The organism is Emticicia sp. 17c, assembly GCF_037153985.1.
GTDB lineage: Bacteria > Bacteroidota > Bacteroidia > Cytophagales > Spirosomataceae > Emticicia.
Genome location: NZ_JBBAYI010000015.1, coordinates 45,957 through 68,991, shown reverse-complemented (window position 1 = coordinate 68,991; position 23,035 = coordinate 45,957). Strand labels below are relative to the sequence as shown.

The following is a 23,035-nucleotide window of genomic DNA, read 5'->3' as shown; positions in this document are numbered from 1 at the left end:
GTACTATTTTTTTATGTTAAATACTAAGTTGATTGCGTAGTTTCTGCCGGGCATGGCGTTGCGCTTGGAGTTAAGGTAAAGCTCATCGAAAATATTATTGGCTTGCAGGAAAATCTTTCCATCGATGTGTTTTCCTCTCAGGCCGCTTTCTATTATTATATTAACAATCTGCTGGCCATTTAACCATTTCGAATTGTCAAAGGTATAATACCTGCGGCTATTGGCTTGCCATTGAAACGTAGCACGGAATGGCATTCCGTGTTGTTCCAGAAAACCAGAGCTACCCGAATGCTGGAAGTATAAACTAGCCGTAAAATTATGCTTGGGAATATAAATGAGTTGCTTCCCTATTACATCAGCCGAAAAATTATCATAGGCTTTCTGTTGCGAAGAACTGGTATAGGTATATTGTGTATTTAAACCCAAAGCGAGTTTATTATGCTGATATGCTGTTTTATAGGCCCATTCAAGCCCTTTAGCTAATACCTGTTGCAGATTCTGCACCCGATAGCCGGTCTCAGGATTCCAGTAAACCCAGTTATCTATCAGGTTATGGTACAAATTCAAACTTGAATTAAAACTGAAAGCACGTCTGGTCTGGCTCCAGCTAACACCTATTTCTTTATTAAAACCATCTTCAGGTTTCAGATTAGGGTCGCCTAATTCAGACCAGTAACGTTCGTTCATTGTGGGAATCCGGTAACTGCGGGAAAGGTTACCTGTTAATTTAACCGACCTGCCAAGCTGATACTCAATACCTAAAGCCGGAGCCAGCGGAGGGTCAAAACTCTTAATAAAGGCCTGCCTTACATTGAGCGTTGCAAGCAGTTGCTTTGTAACCTGATACCTCAACCATGCAAAAACATCAAGCCTGTTTTCGGCTATTCTGCCATTATTATAATCGTCTACATGGGCTATTACATGTGCGCCTTCGCCACCAATATGCGTAGTAAGTTTCCAGAATTTCCATTCATATTCAGTACGTATTAAAAAGCGGTCAATGGCTGTGCGGCTTGGTTTTATAAAATTACCTTTTCCATAGTTCGTAATGTCTTGCACATAGCCAGCCCTGACAGTCAGGTCTTTAACCTGATAGGTGTTTAATACTCTTACAGCTTGCGTCTGCAAGATTTCTCGGGTATTGATTGATTGCGGCGAAATCTCAACGTTATTATCCGATAACCACACATTGAGCGAAATCTGGTGCTTATTTCTGGTCAGATAAAACAAATCTTGAATAAATCCTTTTGAACTAGTACTTGAGCGTTCAACAGGATAATACTGCCGCTCTGTGTAAGGATAATTATTGTTTAATACGCCTTTATAAAAAACCGTTTTAGACGAGAGCCTATTATTGGATAAACGAACACTCCCCTGACTTTGCCAGTTATCAAAACTTGCCAGTTTCTGCCCAAAACTCACTTGCACGTTTTTACTCCAAACGGGTTTCGAATCGAGTAATATACTCCCTCCGACGGCGTCAGAGCCTATCACGCACGACGAAGACCCATACTGAATAGCAAGCAAGTCAAAACCAGCCACAGGTAAGGTTGAGAAATCGCTTTGCCCGGTACTTGGCGAATTAATATTAATTCCGTTCCATACTACTGCCGTATGGTTACTTGAGGTTCCTCTCAGACCAATACTAGTTACTTGCCCATTTCCATAAGAACGGAAATGCACAGGAGCCTGAAAGTTCAGAAACTCTGCAAGGGTCTGGAATTGGGCCTGTTGTAACGAAACGGAATCGATACGTTGAATCTTCAAGCCTGCCATGAAACGTGTCGGAGCAAAACTCCTGACCGAAACCTCATCAAGCATTCTGGTTGAATCGGTCTGAGCCAATGCAAACACCGACGCGAGTACAAACCACGCCAAAGCCCAGAAGAAGCTCTTGGAAAACAAGCATTTAAATGAAATGCCCAAAACCTGCTACATGATAAAAATGAATGATATTCTTTCGCTCATTTGCCTTCATCCGCCGTAAAGCACAAACAAGGATAGCTCTGGGCAGGTCTCCTGACTTGTTTCAACATTTCAAGCCTTCCCGTATAACAGTGGCCAAGTAGAAGAAATGTACGAATGAAACTTACAGTTGCGGGGACAGTTCCCGATTTTAACGGGATTCCCTTTTAAGCCTTTAGATGATTATTGGAAATCATATAAGGCACCTAAAACTGTTGCAAAGGTAAAACGATTTTTTATAAAGAATAACAATCCTGACAAAAATTACTGTTTTTTCTTGCTTTGTTATGAATTACAAAAACAGATATGAGCCTATGGCGTATGTTGTGAAATCTATGTTTATATTCGCAGAAACAAAACCAAAATTTTATGACCAAGAAAAGAATTGCCATTGATATGGACGATGTAATGGCCGCCACCGGAAAAAAAATCCTGAAAACTTATAATCATATCATTGGCACGGCTTTTACCGAACAACACTTTGAAAACAAAGCCTACTTTGAAATATTCGACGAAAAAAACTATCACAAAATCAGGGAGGAGATTTTCAAACCCGGGTTTTTCAGAGATGTTGAAGTAATGCCAGATGCTATTGAAGTTGTAAAAAAACTACATGAAAACTTCGACGTATTCATTGTATCGGCAGCCACCGAGTTCCCGAATTCTTTAAAAGACAAAATGGATTGGCTGGAAGAACACTTCCCGTTTATTTCATGGCGGAATATTGTACTTTGTGGCGATAAAAGTATTGTTGCTGCCGATTATATGATTGATGACCACGAAAAAAACCTAAAAACATTTAAAGGTAAAACCCTGATGTTCAGTGCTATTCATAACCAGAAAGTAACAGGCTACCAAAGGTTCAAATCATGGAAAGATATAGAAACATTTTTTGAAGGTGAAGTATAAATAATATCTCCTTTAAAACAAGCATCATGAATAATAACATAACCATAGCCGAACCGAAACATAATTACTGGAAAACGGTATTTGAGTGTACTTTATGCTTATTATTCTTTTTGTTCCTAATTTATAATGCTATTCTGGAGGTTTTATGGTTCTTGCCTGTAATTTCATTGATTTTTGTTTTCTTGATAGCACATTCTGTGCTGAAGGAGTATAAAAAAAATTATATTTTCTATCCTGACTCCATCATTGTTCAGACACCAAGCCAGCAATATATTACCCAAATAAAAGCATCAGAAATTACTGCTTGGAATGAATATACAACACACAGAAAGAATAAAACTACAACCTTTCTGATAATTGAAAGTCTTTCTCAAACACTTGTCATTGAAAAAGAAGATTATAAAAATTACTTTTCTTTTGTTGACCACTTAAAACAGTTGAATTTACCAACTAATAAAAGCCTGACAACCGCTGACAGTAAAGTTTATAGAAAAGAACTACATACGCCTTTTGAAAAAAATGTTATTTTAACATTTGCCGTTTCATGTTTTGTAATCTTGGCTTCTTACTGGCTCATTATCAGAACCAAGTCGGATTCGGATGAGACAATGTTTTTCATAGGCCAAATCACGAGTATCCATTTTAGCAAACGTACAGCCGATTTAAAGCTGGAAGAGTACCAAAACCTGATTTTTCATACACGAGATAAAGCTTTTTTCAAGAGTTATAATTATAATAATGGCAATGAGACACTCGTAAATAAAGGTAAAACTATTAAAATCAGTATTTTAAAAAGCGATTATGACTGGCTCATGAACGATAAGTTTATACAGCACATACGTTTGTTTTCAACCACAACTTTTAATATAACCAATTACACAATTCTTGATTAACCCAATAACCATTAATTGATAACTCAGCCATGACCCCAAGGCAAATTGTAGAAAAACTGGCATCTTTCCCGAACAGAGGTGTAGCAACTTCCCATGATATTCCTGTGCTTGAATTTCTCACAGGCCTATTTACTGGGCGGCAAGTAGCACGAGAATCATTCAAGACACCCAAAACCTACATTTCTGTTGTCTGGTGGCTCATTGGCGGGCTAGTTACAGGTTTACTTACCCTTAACTTTTTACCAGTGGCAGGGCTGTTTTTAACCCTTGTTTTTGTAACTATGGCCATGCTATATTTCAATTGGTATGCTTCGCCTGTTACGGGTTTTCCTCCGCTGGTTAAATCTTATAATCTTGTTGTCAAAACAGAAAACAACCATACTTCAAAACCTAAAAAACTGATTTTAATGGCACACTGGGACACTGCCCCAATTTCTGTATTGTATCGTCCTGAAATGGTCGGCAATTTCAGGCAATCATTAAAAATAAGCCTGTTTTTAATGATTGCCGCGCAGTTTATAGCCATTTTACAGTTTCTTACTCCGAGCAACTTTGTGATGCTTATAGGCAATATTCTGGCTTTTTATTTTTTGTTACAAGGGGTAATCGGCACTATCGATTATTTTCGTTTAGGGTACTCGAACGGGGCTTCTGACAACGCTACGGGCGTAGCCGCAGCCATTGCTACAGCCGAAAAACTATGGAACAAAAATCTGGAAAACCTTGAAGTAGAATTAGTGTTGACAGGTGCAGAAGAAGTGGGCATGATTGGAGCCAGAGCCTACATGAAAAAACATTATACCGAGTTTCATAAAGGTACTTATTTGCTCAATTTCGATACCTTAGGAAACGGAAATCTGAAAATTATAACCCAGACTGGTAGCTGGTCGAACATTGTTTATGATAACGACCTGATACAGATTGCCAAACAGGCTGTTACAGAGGTACCAGCTTTAAAAAATGTAAGCACAGGTGCATGGCACACAGCCGATTTCGACTCGGTGTGGTTTCAGCGGGCGGGTATTCCTTCTCTTACGCTGGCAGCCCTCGATACCAATGGCCGTATGCCCAATATTCACCGTCCTACTGATATTCTCTCAAATGTAGATTTTTTACCTATGGAAAAGGCTATTATATTAGCAGAGAAAATCGGAGAACATCTGAATAACACTTAACCTTCCTTACTATGAATCGAACCCAGACTTCCATCTTCTTTGGCTTATCCTGCCTTAATATTATTGCAGGGTTTATTGATAACGAATGGCTCGGCTATATTACCAAACCCCTCCTGATGATTACATTAGGATTTTTTTATTTCCGGCTTACCCAATCAAATTTTAATAAACGTGACCGCCTTGTGCTGATAGCTTTGTTTTTTTGCTGTCTGGGCGATACCTTTCTGATGTTTCAGAAGTTTAACCCTAACTTTTTCCTGCTTGGCTTAGGTGCATTTTTATTGGGCCATGTATGTTATATTTTTCTTTTTCAACAAGAGGGAAAATCACGACATTTCCGCTGGCTTCCGTTTATTTCTTATGCCTGTTTGTTACTTTTCTTTCTATTGAATAAAATTCCGGGCGACTTCAAAATTCCGGTCATTCTATACGCGGTGGTTATTACCATAATGGGTATCAGAGCCAGCGAAAGGCAGGTAAACGATAAAAGTTATCAGTATGTGCTGATAGGAGCCATTTTGTTTATCATTTCTGACTCGCTCATTGCCCTCAATAAGTTTGTGATAGACATACCCCTATCGGGCCTTGGGGTCATGAGTACCTATGTAGTAGCCCAGTATTTAATTATACAAGGTTTATTATTGGCAAGAGGTTCGGTGAAGATATAAACTAAACAGCTTGAGTGTTTTTCAGTAATGCCCCAAAACTCAGGAGCTTGCGTGAGTATCGTGTTTTTTGCGCTTTTTATGAGTAACAGGCGAAATCAACTCGGCCATGTCGCTCAGTTCGAGTTTTAGTGCATTCATCGAAAGCGTTATTTCACGTACTGATAAAGTCAGGGCAGCAATCTGGAGCATTAATGCCCCCCCGAAAAACCATTTGGCGGCTAGTTCGCGGCCAACAAATATCAGAAGCATACATACAGCACTAAGTAACAAGCTCGAAATGGCAATTATCTGGATATTCCTTACAATCCTGATACGGCGTTGTAGCCCTATAATCTGGGCCACTATGTTTTCTTTTTCTTCTTCGGTTTTGTACTTCACGTGCAAGTCCCGAATGAGGCTTGCCAGTGCCAGAAACCGGTTAGTAAAAGCAATCATCAGCAACGAAACCGTAGAAAAAAGTAGTGCCGGAGTACCGATAGTAAGTTCCATTATAGATAAATAAGCGAAGCCTGTGGGCTTCGCTGTTTCCTGATAAATATCAAATTTAATTATTTACAACATTAAGCATAGCTACCCGAAATATAGCTTTCAAGAGAAGCAATTTGGGCTTTTTGCTCGTTTATAAGCGTAGTTACCAAATCGTTGATTGAAATAATACCTACCAGTGCGTCTCCGTCCATAACAGGTAAGTGTCTGATATGTTTATCCGACATAATCTGCATGGCATCTTCGAGTTTATGCTCAAGGTCAATGGTAATCACCCGCGAGGTCATTACGTCTTTCACTTGTGTTTCATCTGAATGCAAACCTTTCAGCACAATCTTGCGGGCGTAGTCACGCTCCGAGAAAATACCCGAAAGTTTTCCGTTATCTATGACTAAAACAGCCCCGATATTTTTCTCTGCCATTACCTCTAAGGCATGGTATACCGTTGAATCGGAAGAAACCGAGAAAAGGGCGTTGATTTTTTTCTTCTGTAATATCTGACGAATTTTCATAGGTCCTGTGAGTTTGAATGATAAAACAATACAATTTTATAAAAAAAATCAAACAATGCAACTGTTTGAAAAACAAAATTAAATTATTAACTTTGCACCCCTAATTAGTAGGTCTGTCGGCTGATAGCCTAGTAATCAGGCTAGAAACATTATTCATTGTTAATTTATTATCAAAAAAATGTACGCAATCGTAGAAATCGCAGGTCAGCAATTTAAAGTTGAAAAGGGTCGTACGCTTTACACCAACAGATTGGAAGGCGAAGCGAACGCTGAACTTGTAATTGACAAGGTTCTCCTTGTTGACAACGGCGGAACTATCTCAGTAGGAACTCCGACCGTAGAAGGTGCTTCTGTAAAAGCAACCATTCTTGAACACTTAAAAGGCGAAAAAGTAATCGTTTTCAAGAAAAAACGTCGTAAAGGATACGTTAAGAAAAACGGTCACCGTCAGTATCTTACTAAAATCCGCATTGACGAAATCGCAGCGTAAAACATTTGGTTGGCAACTCAACCGCAAATTATTCATTGCAATTCACTAATTAAAAGAGAATAAGGTCATGGCACACAAAAAAGGCGTAGGTTCATCGAAAAACGGTCGTGAATCAGAAAGCAAACGCTTAGGCGTTAAATTGTTTGGTGGTCAAACTGCGATTGCGGGCAATATCATCGTTCGTCAACGTGGCACTAAACACAATCCAGGTGTAAATGTTGGTATCGGAAGAGACCATACACTTTTTGCACTTGCTGATGGCAAAGTAGAATTTAAAAAAGGACGTGACGGAAAATCTTTCGTAAGCGTTATTGCAGAAGCATAATTTTCTGTAAAGATTTTTAAACCTGCCCCATAAGGCAGGTTTTTTTATGCCCCTACCAAACTTATTTCGGAAGATTGGTGTTCTAAAACTGTTATTATTTATTTTTCTATTCTACAATTGTCATGCTTCAACGCCCAACAATGATTTATACCGAGCTTAGCCCGAATCCCAATTCAATGAAATTTGTATTGAATTTTGAATTGGTTCCTGATGGGCTATCGTTCGACTACCCGACAATCGCCGCTACTGCCGAAGAAGGCAAGGCATCGCCTCTGGCTGCCGATTTATTTCAGTTTCCGTTTGTCAGAAGAATTTTTATTGCAGCTAACTTCATTACGCTGACAAAAGAAGAAGAAACAGAATGGGAAGATGTAGTGTATGATGTAAAGAAATTCTTGAAGATATATTTTGAACAGAACCATCCGGTTTTTGCAAAAAAAACAATCGATAAAAATACCCTGATTGTAGATGCCAACGACTCGGCAGTGGTAGCTAAAATTAAATCTACACTTGACCAGTACGTTCGCCCAGCGGTGGAATCTGACGGTGGAGCTATTAATTTTGCTTCTTTCGATGATACAACCGGACAAGTAAAAGTGTATCTGCAAGGCTCTTGCAGCGGATGCCCTTCTTCAACAGTTACTCTTCGTGACGGTATCCAGCGTTTGCTAACTACAATGGTGCCAGAAGTAAAAGAGGTAGTAGCAGAAGGCATATAAGATTTTAAAAAATTTACTACTGCTATAAACAAACCAATGCTTTGTTTATAGCAGTTTTATTTTGTAGTTTCTTTCTCCCAAACAGCCTGATTGATTAACTCAGCGATAACGGCTGTCCAGCCGGTTTGATGCGACGCCCCTACTCCACGCGCCGAATCACCATCAAAATATTCATAGAAAAGCAACAGATGCTGATTTTCAGGCTTTTTATAAAAATCTTGATAGGCTCCATGTACTAATCTTCCACCCGCAGCATCTTGTTGGAAAATGCTCACCACCCGATTTGCCAGAGAACCAGAGATTTCATCCAGATTCATGAACATTCCTGAGCCTGTCGGAAACTCTACCTTGAAGCTATCGCCATAGAACTGATGGTATTTTTTTAAAGACTTAATGATTAAGTAGTTAATTGGCATCCAGACAGGGCCACGCCAGTTAGAATTACCCCCAAACATAGCCGAATCCGAATCGCCTGATACGTAATGTATGGTATAGTCTACCTCATGAATATTAACCGAATACGGATGTTGCTCATAATACTTTGATAAAGCCCTGATACCACCTACCGACAAAAACTCGGTTTCATCAAGCATTACGTGTAAGAGTTTAGTCAGCATATTCCGGTTCACTAACGACAACAATATATTGCCATCTTCGGCCATTTGTTCGCTTGGCAAAAATTTGCCAGCTTTCTTGCGGTAGTCTCTTATGTAGGTAATTCGCTTTTTAAAATCAGGCAGGTTTTGTATTTTTTTCTGGTCTATAATCGAAACCGCGAATAAAGCACTCAGCCCAACAATAGAGCGCACTTTCATAGGGGTAATTTTCCCGCTTTTCGTGTAGAGCAGGTCATAAAAGAAATTATCGTCGGTATCCCACAGCCCTTCATTGAGCGACTCGGCTATCAACACAAAATGCTCATAGAATTTAGTGGCTACATCTTCAAAACTTGGGTCATGCTGGGCAATTTCCAGTGCAATATCCATCATGTTTAGCGCATACATAGCCATCCATGCAGTAGCGTCTACCTGTTCCAGATGCGAATCAAATGGCAGGTTGTCGCGGTCAATAACGGCAATATTATCAAGCCCAAGAAAACCACCACTAAAGATATTATTCCCGTTTTCGTCTTCGCGATTAGCCCACCATGTAAAATTAATGAGCAGCTTCTGAAAAATTCTTTTCAGAAAACCCACATCCTCTTTGCCATGTAAGGTTTTCTCTATCCGATAAATAGATAAAGCCGACCACGCGTGCACAGGCGGGTTTACGTCCGAGAAATTCCATTCGTAGGCAGGTATCTGCCCATTTGGGCTCATATACCATTCTCTTGTAATTAAAATCAGTTGGTTTTTGGCAAATGCGGGGTCGAGCATGGCCATTGGCACACAATGAAAGGCAAGGTCCCAAGCGGCATACCACGGGTATTCCCATTTATCGGGCATTGAAATAACATCCTGATTTTTTAAATGGGTCCAGTCGGCATTTCTGCCCAGAAAACGCTCAACAGGCGGAGCAATCTGGTTAGGGTCTCCCTCAAGCCAGCGTTCAATATCATAATGATAATACTGCTTGCTCCAGAGTAATCCGGCTAAAGCCTGTCTTTGAATGTTCTTTAAATCGTTTGCTCTGACATTTTCTGAGTTTGTACTTTCTGACGGCATAAACCGCTGATAAAACTCTTCAGCTTCGTGGTATCTATCTGAAAATACCTGAGTAAAGCTATCACTAAAAGGGTCAGCATTTTGTGTGTTTGTCAACCGGAGCTGAATCTTTTCTGACGATTTGCTCTGGATATTTAATTCATAAAGAGGGGCAAATTTGGTTCCCTGTTGCGTATTTTTTATTAAATCATACAATGCTTCATTACCCTCACAAATAGCCTCATGAAAGGCATCTTTTACGAAAGGGCTGGCGTTTTCATCGCCAAAAATCCTTGCTACATTTGTTTCATTCTCAGTAAAGAGTGTGTCTTTCGCCTGCTGAAAATATAAAAAATACTCCCCGAGTAACTCATGGCTAGCCCTTACACAGCCACTAGCATGGATTTTTATGGAAGGTTTTTCAGACACCCCACCATAGGCCCAGCTATTATGGAACCATAACGTTGGTAAAATCCAAATAGTTGCATTCTGGTTACTTCTGTTATAAACCTCAATCTGAATACAAATATCTTCTGAGTTATTTTTGGCATATTCAACCCAGACATCAAAGTAGCGGTCATCATCAAAAACACCCGTGTCAAGTACTTCGTACTCGGGTTCTTGTCTGGTTCTGTTATGGTTTTCTTCAATTAGTTTTTCATACGGAAACGCTTCAATCGGATATTTATAAAGAAACTTCATGTAAGAATGCGTAGGCACATTATCGAGGTAATAGTATAGTTCTTTTACGTCCTCGCCATGATTGCCCTCGCTATTGGTTAGCCCAAAAAGCCGTTCTTTCAGTATACGGTCTTTGCCATTCCAGAGGGCCAGTGCAAAACAGAGGTTTTGCCGTGAGTCAGAAATACCTCCCAACCCATCTTCTCCCCATCGATAAGCCCTCGAACGAGCGTGGTCATGTGGGAAATACGCCCACGCGTCACCGTTAATACTGTAATCTTCTCTGACAGTAGCCCATTGCCTTTCTGACAGATAAGGGCCCCATTTTTCGAGCGGAACAGCCTTAAGCGCATTGTTATTTAACCTTTCTTGTTCAGCGTTCATAGTATAGTTGCAGCACCAACAGGTGGCCAGACGGATGTAATATAACGTGGATTTAGTAGCCTGATTTATAGAAACCCTTAATGATTACCCACCAGTGGCAAAGCCTTCAAAGACGGTCATACCTCCATCAATAAAAATACTTGTTCCGGTAATGTAATCCGAGTCATCAGAGGCCAGAAATACAGCCAGTTTACCAATATCGCTGGGTTGTCCGATACGATTATATGGAATCAGAGTCATAAGGCTGTTAAGTGCCTGAGGAGTTTCCCAAGCGGCTCGGTTAATTGGGGTCTGAATAGCCCCCGGACATATACTATTGACACGGATTTTTCTGTCGCCATATTCCTGTGCCAGACTTTGCATCAACATTTTAATGGCTCCTTTAGAAGAAGCATAGTTAACATGGCCAGCCCACGGAATAAGCTCATGTACAGAACTCATGCAAATAATTTTACCCGTTGCAAGCGAACGCTCCGGCACAGGGCCACGACGAAGAAATTCCCGAATGGCTTCTCTGGCACACAAAAACTGGCCCGTCAGGTTAATATCTATTACTGTTTGCCATTGGGTTAGGGTCATTTCGTCGAACTTGGCATCTTTCTGTAAACCTGCGTTGTTTACCAGAATATCAATCGTACCAAAAGCCTCAAACATCTGCTTGAACATATCCTGCACGGCTTCTTCCTTACTCACATCTGCCTGAACTGCAATTGCTTTACTACCAAATGCCCTGATTTTTTCAACTACTGCATTAGCTGCATCGGGGTTAGAATTATAATTAACTACTACATTGGCTCCTGCTTCGCCCAAAGCTAAAGCTACGCCCTCACCAATACCTGAACTTGCCCCTGTGACAAGTGCCGACTGGCCTGCTAGTTTTTTTTCTGCCATGATGGATTCTGTTAAAATGAATTGAATGGGTAACACCCCAGAAGAAGCTCATTAGCTACTTCTTTTACTATATTTAACAAAAATAGCTGGTATCTTGTTGGAGCAAAGTAAGGAGAGAAAAATAAAAAAAATATTGAAATCAGATTAAAGCACCGTTAAAATGCTATTTCTGACAATACCAAACCCACATTTGTGATATATTTCTGGAATATTTCAGAGCGAATTATCTGACATAATTTTAGCCAGAATGCCTTCTTTGAGTGCATACGCTGATACCCTTACATGGCTTATTTCAAAGGTTTGAATAAGGTATTTAATAAGGCAAACGGCCACTACTATCATATCTACCCGTAACTCAATCATTCCGGGAACTGCCATTCGTTCAGCATGATTTTTAAAAATCAGTTCGTCATAGGCACGGTAAAATTCTGGCAGAGGATACTCAAAACTAACTTGCTCGACAGGCGGGAACTCACCTTTTTCCCGCATAAAAAACATATCTACCAATGTATCGAACGACCCCGATGAGCCAATAAGCGTTTTAGGTGCATATTGGTGGCAGGCATTGGCCAACGGCAGCAGTTTTTCACGGAAAAAATCATCCATCTGCTGCACCGAACGCATCGAAATAGGGTCATTTTTCATGAACTTATCCATTAGCCGCTGCCCTCCTATTTCAAAACTTTGTTTCCAGAAAACTTTATTGTCAGAACAGATAATGAACTCTACGCTTCCACCTCCGATATCTACAATCATCGAAGGTTCTGTTATTTGCACGGCTTCTCTTACTCCGTAGTAAATGAGTTCTGCCTCTTTATCGCCAGAAATAACCTGTATCTGTAAACCGGTTTCTGTGTTTACCCTCTGAATAAATTCTTCTTTGTTAGCTGCATTTCTGATAGCACTTGTACCAATAGCAAAAATCTGTGCAGGGTCTATGTGCTGCGCCTCAATTACCTGTTTGAAATGTTTCAGTACATTTAAGGCCCTCAGGATACCTTCTTCTGAAATAATGCCCTGACTGATACCCCCTTTTCCAATTTTAGCGGGAATCGATTCTCTGTAAAGGGTTTGTTTGTTTTCAACAATTAGTAAATGAAATGTATTGGTACCTAAATCAATAACGGCGATTTTCATGCAGAAATATTCAATAAAAATAATAACTACTGCAAAGCTACTATTAAAAAAGGTTCAAAAGGAATTACACTTAATTTAATTTCTTTAAAATCAGGCGAATACTTGATAAATAAAACTATTCTTTCTACCTTTGCATCCCCAAACAAAAGGAGGTGTATTTATATGTTAGTAGTAAACGTAAAAGAAAACGAATCTATCGATAAAGCGTTAAAACGTTTTAAGAAAAAATTTGAGAAAACAGGTGTATTGCGTCAGTTGCGTAAACGTCAGTCTTTCGAGAAACCTTCAGTAGCTCGCCGTAACGAAATTATTCATGCTCGTTATGTTAGCCAGTTAAGAAACAGTGAAGAAATTTAATCAATTGGCAATCGACTCTGAACAATAAAAGTTCGTTTGTTAATTGTATCTTGATATATTTTAAGCCATATTAGCAGTTCAATAGCTTATAGCCAATTGTTTACTGCTAGTATGGTTTCTTATTTTCTACAATACATCCAATACGAAAAACGGCTCAGTCATCATACCATTACGGCTTATGAAAATGACATGAAGCAGTTTTCGCTATACCTTGCCTTTCAGTATGAACTGCAAACGCCAGAAAAGGCCGACACGCAGATGATACGCTCATGGATTGCCAGTCTGGCAGAAGAAAAACTCGACAACCGCAGCATTAACCGCAAAATTGCTACTTTACGAAGTTTCTATAATTTTTTACTTCGTCGGAAAGCTATTGACGCCGACCCTATGCTCAAAATTAAAGCCCTTAAAACTGACCGTAGTTTACCCCGATTTGTTGAAGAAAAACCCATGCAAACCATGCTCGATGAAGTAGCATTTGAAAATGATTTTGCAGGGCTGCGCGACAAACTGGTGCTAGAACTGCTTTATGGCACGGGTATGCGGCTTGCCGAGCTTATTGGCTTAAAGGTATCTGACATTAATTTTTATAATCATACGCTGGTTGTATTAGGCAAACGCAACAAACACAGGGTTATACCTATCAATAAAACACTGGTTGAGGCCCTTACAAACTATCTGAAACACAGAGAAGAAATAGTTGAGAGTGATTCGGCTATTCCATATCTGATAATTACCGATAATGGTACACAGGCGTATCCGATGTTTATTCAACGCTTAGTAAAAAAGTACTTATCGCTGGTTACCTCTCTTGAGCAACGAAGCCCACACGTGCTTCGGCATACTTTTGCTACCCACCTGCTTAACCGCGGTGCCGACCTCAATGCTATTAAAGACTTATTGGGTCATACCAGTTTGGCTGCCACGCAGGTGTATACCCACAACACCATTGAAAAACTCAAGAAGGTTTTTCAACAGGCACACCCTAAGGCCTGAGTAGGGCGTATAAGCCTCTACACACCAGACATTCAACCTAAAACTATAACAATTAATGAAAAACCACCTTTACACGCTCTGCCTGATTGTGGCAGTTTCGTTAGCCTATTTTTTTCCACAGTACTTTATTGAAATCAGTGGATTTCAGTTAAAAGAATTAATTATTCCGCTTTTACAGATAATTATGTTCGGCATGGGAACAACCATGACCTACGAAGATTTTCTGGGAGTTATTAAAATGCCTAAAGCTGTTGTAGTGGGTTTGGTATGCCAGTTTACTATTATGCCATTTTTAGGCTTTGCTATTGCCAAAACATTTAGTTTTCCGCCAGAAATTGCGGCGGGGGTTATTTTGGTGGGCTGCTCGCCAAGTGGCTTGGCCTCAAATGTAATTTCGTATATTTCAAAGGCTAATGTGGCTTTATCAATAACCATTACCTCGTTAGCTACTATACTGGCCCCGCTGCTAACGCCTTTTCTGATGAAACTACTGGGCGGGCAATTTATTTCTATTGATTTCTGGTCGATGATGACCGACATCATCAAAATGATTATCATTCCTATTATTATCGGTTTTTTAATTAACCGTTTCTTAAAGAAACAAAGCGTATGGCTGCATAAAATATTACCATTTATTTCGATGGGAGGCATTGTGGTTATTATTACTATTATAACCGCAACGGGGCAAAAATCACTACAAAGTGTGGGGCTGGCTTTAGTACTAGCTACGATATTACATAATATTGGAGGATTTTTGTTAGGTTACTGGAGTGCGCGCCTATGCAGATTATCAGAACAGGATTGCCGGACGGTGGCCATTGAGGTAGGGCTGCAAAATGCCGGATTAGCCTCGGGGCTGGCCAAAGCCATGGGAAAACTGGCTACGGTTGGCGTAGCACCGGCACTTTTCGGGCCTATTATGAATATCAATGGCTCCTTACTAGCTAGTTTCTGGAGTAAAAAATCAGTCGATTAGCTAGCTTTTATCTATCATAAAGCTGTTTGAATTAAATCATAAAACAAATGCCGTAGATTAATAACCTACGGCATTTGTTTTATAAATAACTAATTTATTTACCTGTTAGTATACATGCTCTCGTAGTAATTGAGGTAATCGCCACTGGTAACGTGTGTTAACCATTCTGTATTAGACAAATACCATTCTACTGTATTGGTAAGCCCTTCTTCAAACTGCAAAGATGGCTGCCAGCCTAACTCGTTCATTAGTTTTGTTGCATCAATGGCGTATCTGAGGTCATGCCCTGCGCGGTCCTGAACGTAGGTAATAAGTTTAGCGGAAGTTCCTTCTGGGCGACCGAGCTTCTCATCCATTATTTTGCATAACAAGTGTACCAAATCAATGTTTTTCCACTCATTAAATCCGCCGATGTTATAAGTTTCGCCGTTTATCCCATTATGAAAAATTACATCAATGGCACGTGCGTGGTCTTTTACATAAAGCCAGTCGCGCACGTTTTCGCCTTTGCCATAAACGGGTAGGGGCAAATTATGAATAATATTGTTAATCATGAGCGGAATCAGCTTCTCAGGGAAATGATTAGGCCCATAGTTGTTTGAGCAATTAGACACCACTACCGGAAGTTTGTACGTATTGTGGTAAGCTCGCACAAAATGGTCTGACGATGCCTTTGATGCCGAATAAGGCGAACGCGGGTCATAACTCGTTGTTTCGAGGAAAAACTCCTTAGGGTCATGTAATTCGCCATATACCTCGTCGGTCGAAACATGGTAGAAGCGTTTGCCTTCATAATTGCTTTGTTTCCATGCTTCACGGGCGGCATTAAGCAGATTCACGGTTCCGATTACGTTGGTCATGACAAATGCCATTGGGTCAGAAATAGACCTGTCAACGTGTGACTCGGCTGCCAGATGAATAACGCCATCAAAATTATATTTCTGAAAAAGCCCTTTCAGGAAATCGGCATCAACAATATCACCTTTTTCAAAGGTATAATTCGGTAAATGCTCAATATCTTTTAAATTCTCAAGGTTACCTGCATAAGTGAGTTTATCAAGATTAACTATCTGATAATCGGGGTACTTGTTTACAAATAAACGCACAACATGAGACCCTATAAAGCCAGCACCACCAGTAATTAATATGTGTTTCGATTGCATCTTTTATTTTCTTTCGCTGTTAATTATCACTATTATTATTTTTTAGCTATTTTCTTTTCCCATCTCCAAGCATCTTTTACGCTATCTTCTAACGTTTTTTCAGTTTTCCAGCCCATTATCTGCTCGGCTTTTTCTACACTTCCGTAAATCTTTTCAACATCGCCCGGTCTACGAGGGCCAATTTCATAGTTGAGTTTCAGTTTGTTAACTTTCTCAAAGGCTTTGATAATTTCCAAAACGGTATTTCCGCGGCCTGTTCCTACATTGAACACATCATAATAGTTATCTTGCTGATTAGCGAGCAATTTTAATGCCGAAACGTGCGCTTTGGCTAAATCAACTACATGAATAAAGTCTCTGACGTTTGTACCATCAGGCGTATTATAATCATTACCAAATACGGTCAGCTTTGGTCTGATACCAATAGCTGTTTGCGTAATAAAAGGAACCAAATTACTTGGCACACCTCTGGGTAGTTCGCCAATGTGCGCCGAAGGGTGCGCTCCGATAGGGTTAAAATAACGTAAAGCAATAATTTTTAACGGATTACCCGCTGTTATGGTATCGCGCAAGATATCCTCACAGATAGTTTTGGTATTGCCATAAGGCGAGGCCGCAGGCTTACGAGGGGTATCTTCTGTAACCGGAATAGCATCGGGCTGGCCATATACAGTGCAAGAAGAAGAGAATACCAGATTTTTAATACCTAGTTTCATCATTACTTCTAGCACTTTAAGGGTAGAGCCTATATTGTTTTCGTAGTATTTCAGAGGTTTTTCAACAGACTCCCCTACCGCTTTGTAAGCAGCAAAATGAATTACTCCTTCAATGTTTTCTTTCTTACAGATTTGTTCGAGTGCCTTTACATCGTTACAATCTTTTTCATAACATTTAACAGGACGCTTCAAGATTTTGCGCAATCCTTTTAGCACAGTTTTTTCAGAGTTATTGAAATTATCAATAATAACAGGCTCATAGCCTGCGTTAACCAGCTCTACAACCGTATGTGAACCGATAAAGCCGGCTCCGCCTGTAACTAAAATTCTCATAAGCTAAAATCTACTATTAAAGGTTAAAAAAAAAGTTTTACCAAAACTGCTTGTTTTTTTGACAAAAGTATGAATTTAGAGGTGTAATTAACAAAATTTGCGCTTTGAAGTTTTGGCGTGGCAGACACTTTAAATTTAAAAGACTGACAATCAGCCATTTATAAACAAGATAGAGGAAAGCTATGAAGGAATCAGAAATAAAGGCTCTAGTAACACTACTTGATGATGATGACATTGAGGTAGTACAACACGTAGAAAAGCAATTACGAAATATAGGTGGGGCGGTTATTCCGATGCTAGAAGACCATTGGCAGGAAAACGGTTTAAACCCTTTGCTGCAAAAAAAAATAGAAGACTTAATTCATGACTTGCAGTATAATCTGGTAACGAGCCGCCTGTTAGCATGGAAAAACGATGGCCATCAGGATTTGCTGGAAGGTATGTGGCTCATAGCTACGTATCAGTACCCTGACCTGAGCCTGGAGAAACTACGCCAGAGTATTAACGATATTTATTTTGATGTATGGCTCGAGTTCAGAGATGATTTGCACCCGCACGACCAAGTAAGAATCCTGAATCAGGTGTTTTTCGAGAAGTATAAGTTTGTATCAAATACCAAGAATTTTCACTCTCCGGCTAATTCGATGCTCAATCAGGTTTTTGAGCAGAAAAAAGGTAATCCTATTTCGTTATGTGTAATTTATATGCTTATTGCCAAACGACTGGGAATGCCCGTAAGTGGTGTAAATCTGCCTAGCTTATTTGTCTTGACATACAAGAATCCGCAGATACAATTCTATATAAATGTATTTAACAGGGGGCTTATTTTCTCAAAAATTGACATCAGTAATTATATCAAACAAATGCACCTTGTACCTCAGGATAGCTTTTATCAGCCTTGCACCAATCTGGAAATTATATGCAGGGTGTTAAGAAACCTGATAGTATCCTTTGAAAAAGTATCAGACCTTGAACGAGTGCAGGAAGTTGAGAAAATACTTAAACTTATGATGGAATAGACTAACAGACTGTTACCAGATAATAGTTATCTATTTTTTCGACAAGTAATTGATATTGCTCATCAATGCTACTCATTTTTATTCTTCCGCTGATAACCTGTTGGTTCTTCTCGAACGGATATACCATCAGGTTATCAATAAATATCACCTTACGCTTTCCGTAGAGTTTATATAGGGCTTCTTTAGCCGACCAGTAAATACAAAGTTTATCTAAATCATTACCGGCGGCGTCTCTTTCTGTTTCAGATAGAAATTTATGGGCAATGCGTCTGAGGGTTTCGTTAGGTTTTTCCATATCTATCCCTAGTGGTTTGTTCGGGTGCATGGCTACGGCTATATAATTAGCGGTATGTGTTAATGAAAACTGCCAGTCTGACCCCACAAGATATGGTTTTCCGTATTCGTCTTTTTTAATACCCAGATATGTGATACCCAATTGATTAGCCAGATATTTAATGGTAAGGCGGCTACAAAAAAATTCTGTCTGCTTTTGTGGGTGATGTATACTTGCCAGCTCTGCATCTGTCAGAATTTCAGAAGGCAGCATGGCTTGTAATTCGTTATGCGACTCTGTTATTTCCCAGACTGCTATAAATAGTTGATTTTTGTATGTTTTCTCAATAATAACGGGCATATCAACAATAAATTTCAGCCCATATACTATTGGGCTGCATGAATATGCAAATAAAAGTAATTATTATCGATACCCCACCTGAATCAGATTTTTTCTGTTTCCAGAAATTTGGCTTTCTACTCTTATTCATCATTTTATGGCAACAGGCAGCCTCTTTTTATCTAAGATAATTACTAACACTATATAGGCTAGAATTTGTAAGTATCATTAAGGATACTGGATTATTATGAGAATAATACAATTAAAAAAAACTTTTGGGGGTTCTTTTATACCTCTTGGAAAGTAATTTTTGCATTCGCGTTTAATGATGTTTAGTTAGCAAGAGAATACCATATCTTTAATTTTTGTAGATATTTTTAAGATAAGCACAAACTAAAACTGAGTATAAACTACTATAAATTAGAAATAAATACCCACACAAATACCTAAAAATGAAAAATTATAAGTAAAAAACACAGCGCTAAAGCTTTTTTTCTCGTCTTTTGTCTAGACGATTTGCTTTTTGGTACTCATTTTTAGGTTATATATCTAAATTGTGAAGAAATAAAGCACATTTTTTGTAAGAAAAAAAAACTAACCTTAATCTATAAATTAAAAAAAACATTATTTTTGTTTAAACGAACCGGGCTGCCATGAATATAATATCTGCCATTTAGCGTTCTTTTTCATTAAAGTCTTAATTATCTTTTTTTGAATTATTACAAGTTTCTTTTGTATCTAAATACTTTTTATTGCCGTTTCTAATAATTTTACTTCAATATGCGAGGTAATTATTTAACTTTAATTTAATTTTAATTTCTTTAATTAATCCTATAACAAACTAAAATGCGAATGAACAAACTTTTACAGGTTTCATTAAGTTGTCTGTTTCTCTTTATTTCGTTTTTGGGAAATGCACAAGACGTTGAAGTAACAGGGAAAGTTACATCAACAGAGGACGGTTCCCCACTACCGGGGGTTTCTATTACAGTGAAGGGTAGTTCGAAAGGGACTACAACTAATATTGATGGAAGCTACAAGATTTCTGTTCCGGCCAATAGTGTAATTCAAGCCAGTTTTATTGGGTTCACTGCTCAGGAACAAACCGTTAATAACCGTAGCATTGTTGACTTTTTACTTGTTCCGGCCACACAAACCCTTAACGAGGTGGTTGTAACAGGTTATGGTTCTCAAATTAAACGTGATTTAACCGGAAATATCGTTAAGATAAAAGCAAGTGAAGTACAGGATATGCCTGTTACTACTTTTGAGCAAAGTATTCAGGGTAAAGCTGCCGGAGTACAAATTAATCAGGGTACTGGTAAATTAGCTCAGGGTATTCAGGTGCGTGTGCGCGGGCAGTCGTCGGTTAGTGCTTCTAACGAACCTCTATATGTATTAGATGGTATTCCGTTAATACAAGCTGACCTTTCTATTTCGGGTGGTAAAACCAACCCATTGGTTGATATTAACCCACAAGACATTGAATCAATCGAAATTCTGAAAGATGCCTCAGCAGGTGCTATCTACGGAGCGCGTGCGGCAAATGGTGTGGTACTGATTACCACCAAAAAAGGTAAATCAGGTAAAAGCAAAATCACTTTCAGTATGCAATATGGTAAAAGCAAGCCAACAAACATATTGCAGTTTTTAAATACCAAACAATACATGGATTTTTATCGAATGGCTGCTGCTAATTCAGATGCCATCGATGGTTATGACCCTGCCGACCCAGATTCATATACTTCATATATGGAAGGTTTCTTTATTACACAAAGTTTAGGAACCTTAGGCACAGCTAAACAAGCTGATACCAAATGGGGTAACCTTGCTTATCAGGATGCACCTTCTCAACAATATGACCTTAATATTAGCGGCGGTTCAGATAAAACTACTATTTTCTTATCAGGTCAGTTATTAGACCAAAAGGGTATTCTGGTAGGTAATGCCTTTAACCGTATGTCGGGTCGTATGAACCTTACACACAAAGTTAGCGACCGCATAACCGTAGGTATGAACATGAGCATGGCGCGTTCGTTGAACGAACGTGTATCGGGCGACCGTCAGTTTGACAACCCGCAACAGCTAGTAGCTTTACCTCCTATGACACCAGCTACTGACCCTGAAACTGGCTTACCAACAGGTACGCCTCCGGGTGATATTTCAATTCCTGTGTATTATAATGGCTTAATCAATATTGGTAACGCCTATTACAATACAACAGTACACCGTAATATCAGCAATGTATTTGGCGAGTACACTTTCTTTAAGGGTTTACGTTTCCGTACAGAATTAGCCGTTGATTTATTGAATCAACAGGAAGAACAATATTATAACAGCAAAACCCAACGTAACTTTGGCGCACCACTAGGCTACGGCTATAACCGTTTTGTAAGGGTAGAAAACTACAATACCAATAACTATCTGGTATATGACAAAACTATTGGCGTACACTCGTTTGACGCAACAGCGGGGATGTCGTTCCAGCATTATCAAACTAAAACCAATGCAGCCGAAGGTAGAGATTTCCCGTCTGATGCGTACCGCATGATTATCAGCGCGGCTCGTAAAACAGATGCAAGCTCAACACAATCAGACTACGACTTCCTTTCTTATTTTGCACGTGTGAACTATAAGTTTAACGAAAAATATTTGTTAGGGTTAAGTGCGCGTACCGATGCGTCTTCACGCTTTGGTAAGTCAAACCGTTATGGGTTCTTCCCTGCGGTATCTGCCGGCTGGATTCTCTCAGAAGAAAACTTCCTGAAAAACATCGAACTTATCAGCTTCCTGAAAGTGCGTGCAAGCTGGGGTAAAACAGGTAACGCCGAAATTGACAACTTTGGTCCTTTAGGTTTATTTGCAGGTGATGCTGGTTACAATGCACAACCGGGTCAACGCCCTTACCAGTTAGCTAACCCAAATCTGGGATGGGAAACAACTCAACAAGTTGACGTAGGTATCGACTTCGGAATTTTGAAAAACCGTATCAACGGTGAAATTGACTACTACGAAAAAAATACAACAGGTTTATTACTTAGAGTGAATGTTCCGGGTACAACTGGTTTTGCTACACAGTATAAAAACGTAGGTTCATTAACCAATAAAGGTTTTGAATTTGTGTTAAATACCGACAACCTTGTTGGCCAGTTTAAATGGAAAACAAGCATTAATGCTTCAACAAATACCAACAAAATTACTAACCTTCAAGGTCAGGTAATTGAAGGTGGCTTGAGCAACATGAGCCGCGCCGTTGAAGGCCAGCCACTTGGTGTGTTCTACACAGTTGAGTATGCAGGTGTTGACCCTGCTAATGGAGATGCCCTTTTCTATAAAAATACCAAAAACAGCGATGGCTCGTTAAACAGAGAAACTACCAATGTTTATTCACAGGCGCAACGTGTAGTAGTAGGTAGCCCACTTCCAAAATGGATTGGTGGTATCACAAATACATTCAGCTACAAAGGGCTTGAACTAAGTGTGTTCTTTAATGGTGTGTTTGGCAATAAACTAAATTTCTACGGTGTAGGTCGTTTCTCGTCTGCTAACGGTCGTTATGAAGATAACCAAACAGTTAACCAGTTAGCTGCCTGGACTCCTGAAAACCCAAATACAAGAGTACCTCAGGCTCGTTTATTCTTTAATAATGGCGCGCAGGCATCAAGCCGTTTCATTGAAGATGGGTCATTTGTTCGTTTACGTAATGTAACCCTTGCTTATAATTTACCAAAATCTCTTGTTAACAAAGTAAAACTAAGCAACGTAAGATTCTATGTAACAGGACAAAACCTATTGACTTTCACTAAGTATTCTGGTTGGGACCCTGAAGTAAATGCCGATGACGTTGTATCAAATATTGCTTTGGGCTATGATTTTTATACGACACCTCAAGCGAGAACAATCATGGGTGGTTTAAATATCAGCTTCTAATTTCTGCTTCATGCACTTAATGATTCAGAAAACAGTAATTATTTAGTTAAATAT

At 39.3% G+C, this 23,035-nt stretch carries 21 protein-coding genes and 1 riboswitch; of the genes, 12 read left to right on the top strand and 9 right to left on the bottom strand.

Translation table 11 applies throughout. The features are described 5' to 3' along the window. Positions 1 to 3: 3 nt before the first annotated feature. Positions 4 to 1,905, bottom strand: coding sequence for a TonB-dependent receptor plug domain-containing protein (locus WAA15_RS22115; RefSeq protein ID WP_337045023.1), 1,902 nt, complete (start codon positions 1,903 to 1,905; stop codon positions 4 to 6). An 87-nt stretch (positions 1,906 to 1,992) separates the two neighbouring features. Next, positions 1,993 to 2,190: riboswitch (cobalamin riboswitch) on the bottom strand. A gap of 144 nt (positions 2,191 to 2,334) precedes the next feature. Between WAA15_RS22115 and WAA15_RS22110 the strand changes: the two genes are divergently transcribed. Genes WAA15_RS22110 through WAA15_RS22095 form a run of 4 tightly spaced genes read left to right on the top strand, consistent with a single transcriptional unit; the run spans position 2,335 to position 5,610 of the window. Continuing rightward, positions 2,335 to 2,874 carry a 5' nucleotidase, NT5C type gene (locus WAA15_RS22110; protein WP_337045022.1) on the top strand — a complete coding sequence of 180 codons (540 nt, stop codon included), beginning with the start codon at positions 2,335 to 2,337 and terminating at the stop codon, positions 2,872 to 2,874. Between the two features lie 26 nt (positions 2,875 to 2,900). Beyond that, positions 2,901 to 3,767, top strand: coding sequence for a hypothetical protein (locus tag WAA15_RS22105; protein WP_337045021.1), 867 nt, complete (start codon positions 2,901 to 2,903; stop codon positions 3,765 to 3,767). 29 nt (positions 3,768 to 3,796) lie between these two features. Beyond that, positions 3,797 to 4,942, top strand: a complete 1,146-nt coding sequence (locus tag WAA15_RS22100) for a M28 family metallopeptidase (protein WP_337045020.1) — start codon at positions 3,797 to 3,799, stop codon at positions 4,940 to 4,942. Positions 4,943 to 4,953: 11 nt separating this feature from the next. Next, complete coding sequence (locus tag WAA15_RS22095; RefSeq protein ID WP_337045019.1) at positions 4,954 to 5,610, top strand: lysoplasmalogenase; 657 nt, start codon at positions 4,954 to 4,956, stop codon at positions 5,608 to 5,610. A gap of 39 nt (positions 5,611 to 5,649) precedes the next feature. Here WAA15_RS22095 and WAA15_RS22090 read toward each other — a convergent pair whose 3' ends face one another. Continuing rightward, positions 5,650 to 6,099 carry a DUF2721 domain-containing protein gene (locus WAA15_RS22090; protein ID WP_337045018.1) on the bottom strand — a complete coding sequence of 150 codons (450 nt, stop codon included), beginning with the start codon at positions 6,097 to 6,099 and terminating at the stop codon, positions 5,650 to 5,652. Positions 6,100 to 6,170: 71 nt separating this feature from the next. Next, positions 6,171 to 6,608 carry a CBS domain-containing protein gene (locus WAA15_RS22085; RefSeq protein ID WP_337045017.1) on the bottom strand — a complete coding sequence of 146 codons (438 nt, stop codon included), beginning with the start codon at positions 6,606 to 6,608 and terminating at the stop codon, positions 6,171 to 6,173. Between the two features lie 178 nt (positions 6,609 to 6,786). Here WAA15_RS22085 and rplU point away from each other — a divergent pair, with 178 nt between their 5' ends. The 3 genes from rplU to WAA15_RS22070 all read left to right on the top strand — a co-directional run bounded on the left by rplU (position 6,787) and on the right by WAA15_RS22070 (position 8,142). Continuing rightward, on the top strand, positions 6,787 to 7,098 hold the full coding sequence (rplU, locus tag WAA15_RS22080) for a 50S ribosomal protein L21 (RefSeq protein ID WP_337045016.1): 312 nt from the start codon (positions 6,787 to 6,789) through the stop codon (positions 7,096 to 7,098). A 67-nt stretch (positions 7,099 to 7,165) separates the two neighbouring features. Continuing rightward, positions 7,166 to 7,423, top strand: a complete 258-nt coding sequence (gene rpmA, locus WAA15_RS22075; RefSeq protein ID WP_337045015.1) for a 50S ribosomal protein L27 — start codon at positions 7,166 to 7,168, stop codon at positions 7,421 to 7,423. Between the two features lie 122 nt (positions 7,424 to 7,545). Next, positions 7,546 to 8,142, top strand: a complete 597-nt coding sequence (locus WAA15_RS22070; RefSeq protein ID WP_337045014.1) for a NifU family protein — start codon at positions 7,546 to 7,548, stop codon at positions 8,140 to 8,142. Positions 8,143 to 8,198: 56 nt separating this feature from the next. Here the strand turns inward: WAA15_RS22070 and WAA15_RS22065 are convergent, their stop codons facing one another. The 3 genes from WAA15_RS22065 to WAA15_RS22055 form a co-directional block, all read right to left on the bottom strand. Then, positions 8,199 to 10,850 carry an MGH1-like glycoside hydrolase domain-containing protein gene (locus WAA15_RS22065; protein ID WP_337045013.1) on the bottom strand — a complete coding sequence of 884 codons (2,652 nt, stop codon included), beginning with the start codon at positions 10,848 to 10,850 and terminating at the stop codon, positions 8,199 to 8,201. Between the two features lie 84 nt (positions 10,851 to 10,934). After that, complete coding sequence (locus WAA15_RS22060) at positions 10,935 to 11,741, bottom strand: SDR family oxidoreductase (RefSeq protein WP_337045012.1); 807 nt, start codon at positions 11,739 to 11,741, stop codon at positions 10,935 to 10,937. 213 nt (positions 11,742 to 11,954) lie between these two features. Beyond that, entirely contained in the window at positions 11,955 to 12,878 is a 924-nt protein-coding gene (locus tag WAA15_RS22055) for a Ppx/GppA phosphatase family protein (protein WP_337045011.1), read from the bottom strand. Between the two features lie 162 nt (positions 12,879 to 13,040). On the opposite strand from WAA15_RS22055, the gene rpsU reads away from it, so the two are divergent. The 3 genes from rpsU to WAA15_RS22040 all read left to right on the top strand — a co-directional run bounded on the left by rpsU (position 13,041) and on the right by WAA15_RS22040 (position 15,207). Next, the gene (gene rpsU, locus WAA15_RS22050; protein ID WP_337045010.1) at positions 13,041 to 13,235 is read left to right on the top strand and encodes a 30S ribosomal protein S21; all 195 of its coding nucleotides are present in this window, start codon (positions 13,041 to 13,043) and stop codon (positions 13,233 to 13,235) included. Between the two features lie 111 nt (positions 13,236 to 13,346). Further along, positions 13,347 to 14,231: a tyrosine-type recombinase/integrase gene (locus WAA15_RS22045; RefSeq protein ID WP_337045009.1), complete on the top strand. Its 885-nt coding sequence runs from the start codon at positions 13,347 to 13,349 to the stop codon at positions 14,229 to 14,231. A gap of 55 nt (positions 14,232 to 14,286) precedes the next feature. After that, a complete protein-coding gene (locus tag WAA15_RS22040; RefSeq protein WP_337045008.1) occupies positions 14,287 to 15,207 on the top strand; it encodes a bile acid:sodium symporter family protein in 921 nt (306 codons plus the stop codon). A 98-nt stretch (positions 15,208 to 15,305) separates the two neighbouring features. Here the strand turns inward: WAA15_RS22040 and rfbB are convergent, their stop codons facing one another. After that, the gene (gene rfbB, locus WAA15_RS22035) at positions 15,306 to 16,370 is read right to left on the bottom strand and encodes a dTDP-glucose 4,6-dehydratase (protein ID WP_337045007.1); all 1,065 of its coding nucleotides are present in this window, start codon (positions 16,368 to 16,370) and stop codon (positions 15,306 to 15,308) included. 35 nt (positions 16,371 to 16,405) lie between these two features. Continuing rightward, positions 16,406 to 17,419 (bottom strand): UDP-glucose 4-epimerase GalE, encoded by a 1,014-nt coding sequence (gene galE / locus WAA15_RS22030; RefSeq protein ID WP_337045006.1) that lies wholly within the window; start codon positions 17,417 to 17,419, stop codon positions 16,406 to 16,408. 182 nt (positions 17,420 to 17,601) lie between these two features. On the opposite strand from galE, the gene WAA15_RS22025 reads away from it, so the two are divergent. Continuing rightward, positions 17,602 to 18,438, top strand: a complete 837-nt coding sequence (locus WAA15_RS22025) for a transglutaminase-like domain-containing protein (protein ID WP_337045005.1) — start codon at positions 17,602 to 17,604, stop codon at positions 18,436 to 18,438. Position 18,439: 1 nt separating this feature from the next. Here the strand turns inward: WAA15_RS22025 and WAA15_RS22020 are convergent, their stop codons facing one another. Further along, entirely contained in the window at positions 18,440 to 19,072 is a 633-nt protein-coding gene (locus tag WAA15_RS22020) for a 4'-phosphopantetheinyl transferase family protein (RefSeq protein ID WP_337045004.1), read from the bottom strand. An 831-nt stretch (positions 19,073 to 19,903) separates the two neighbouring features. On the opposite strand from WAA15_RS22020, the gene WAA15_RS22015 reads away from it, so the two are divergent. Beyond that, the gene (locus WAA15_RS22015) at positions 19,904 to 22,981 is read left to right on the top strand and encodes a SusC/RagA family TonB-linked outer membrane protein (protein ID WP_337045003.1); all 3,078 of its coding nucleotides are present in this window, start codon (positions 19,904 to 19,906) and stop codon (positions 22,979 to 22,981) included. The last annotated feature ends 54 nt before the right edge of the window (positions 22,982 to 23,035 follow it).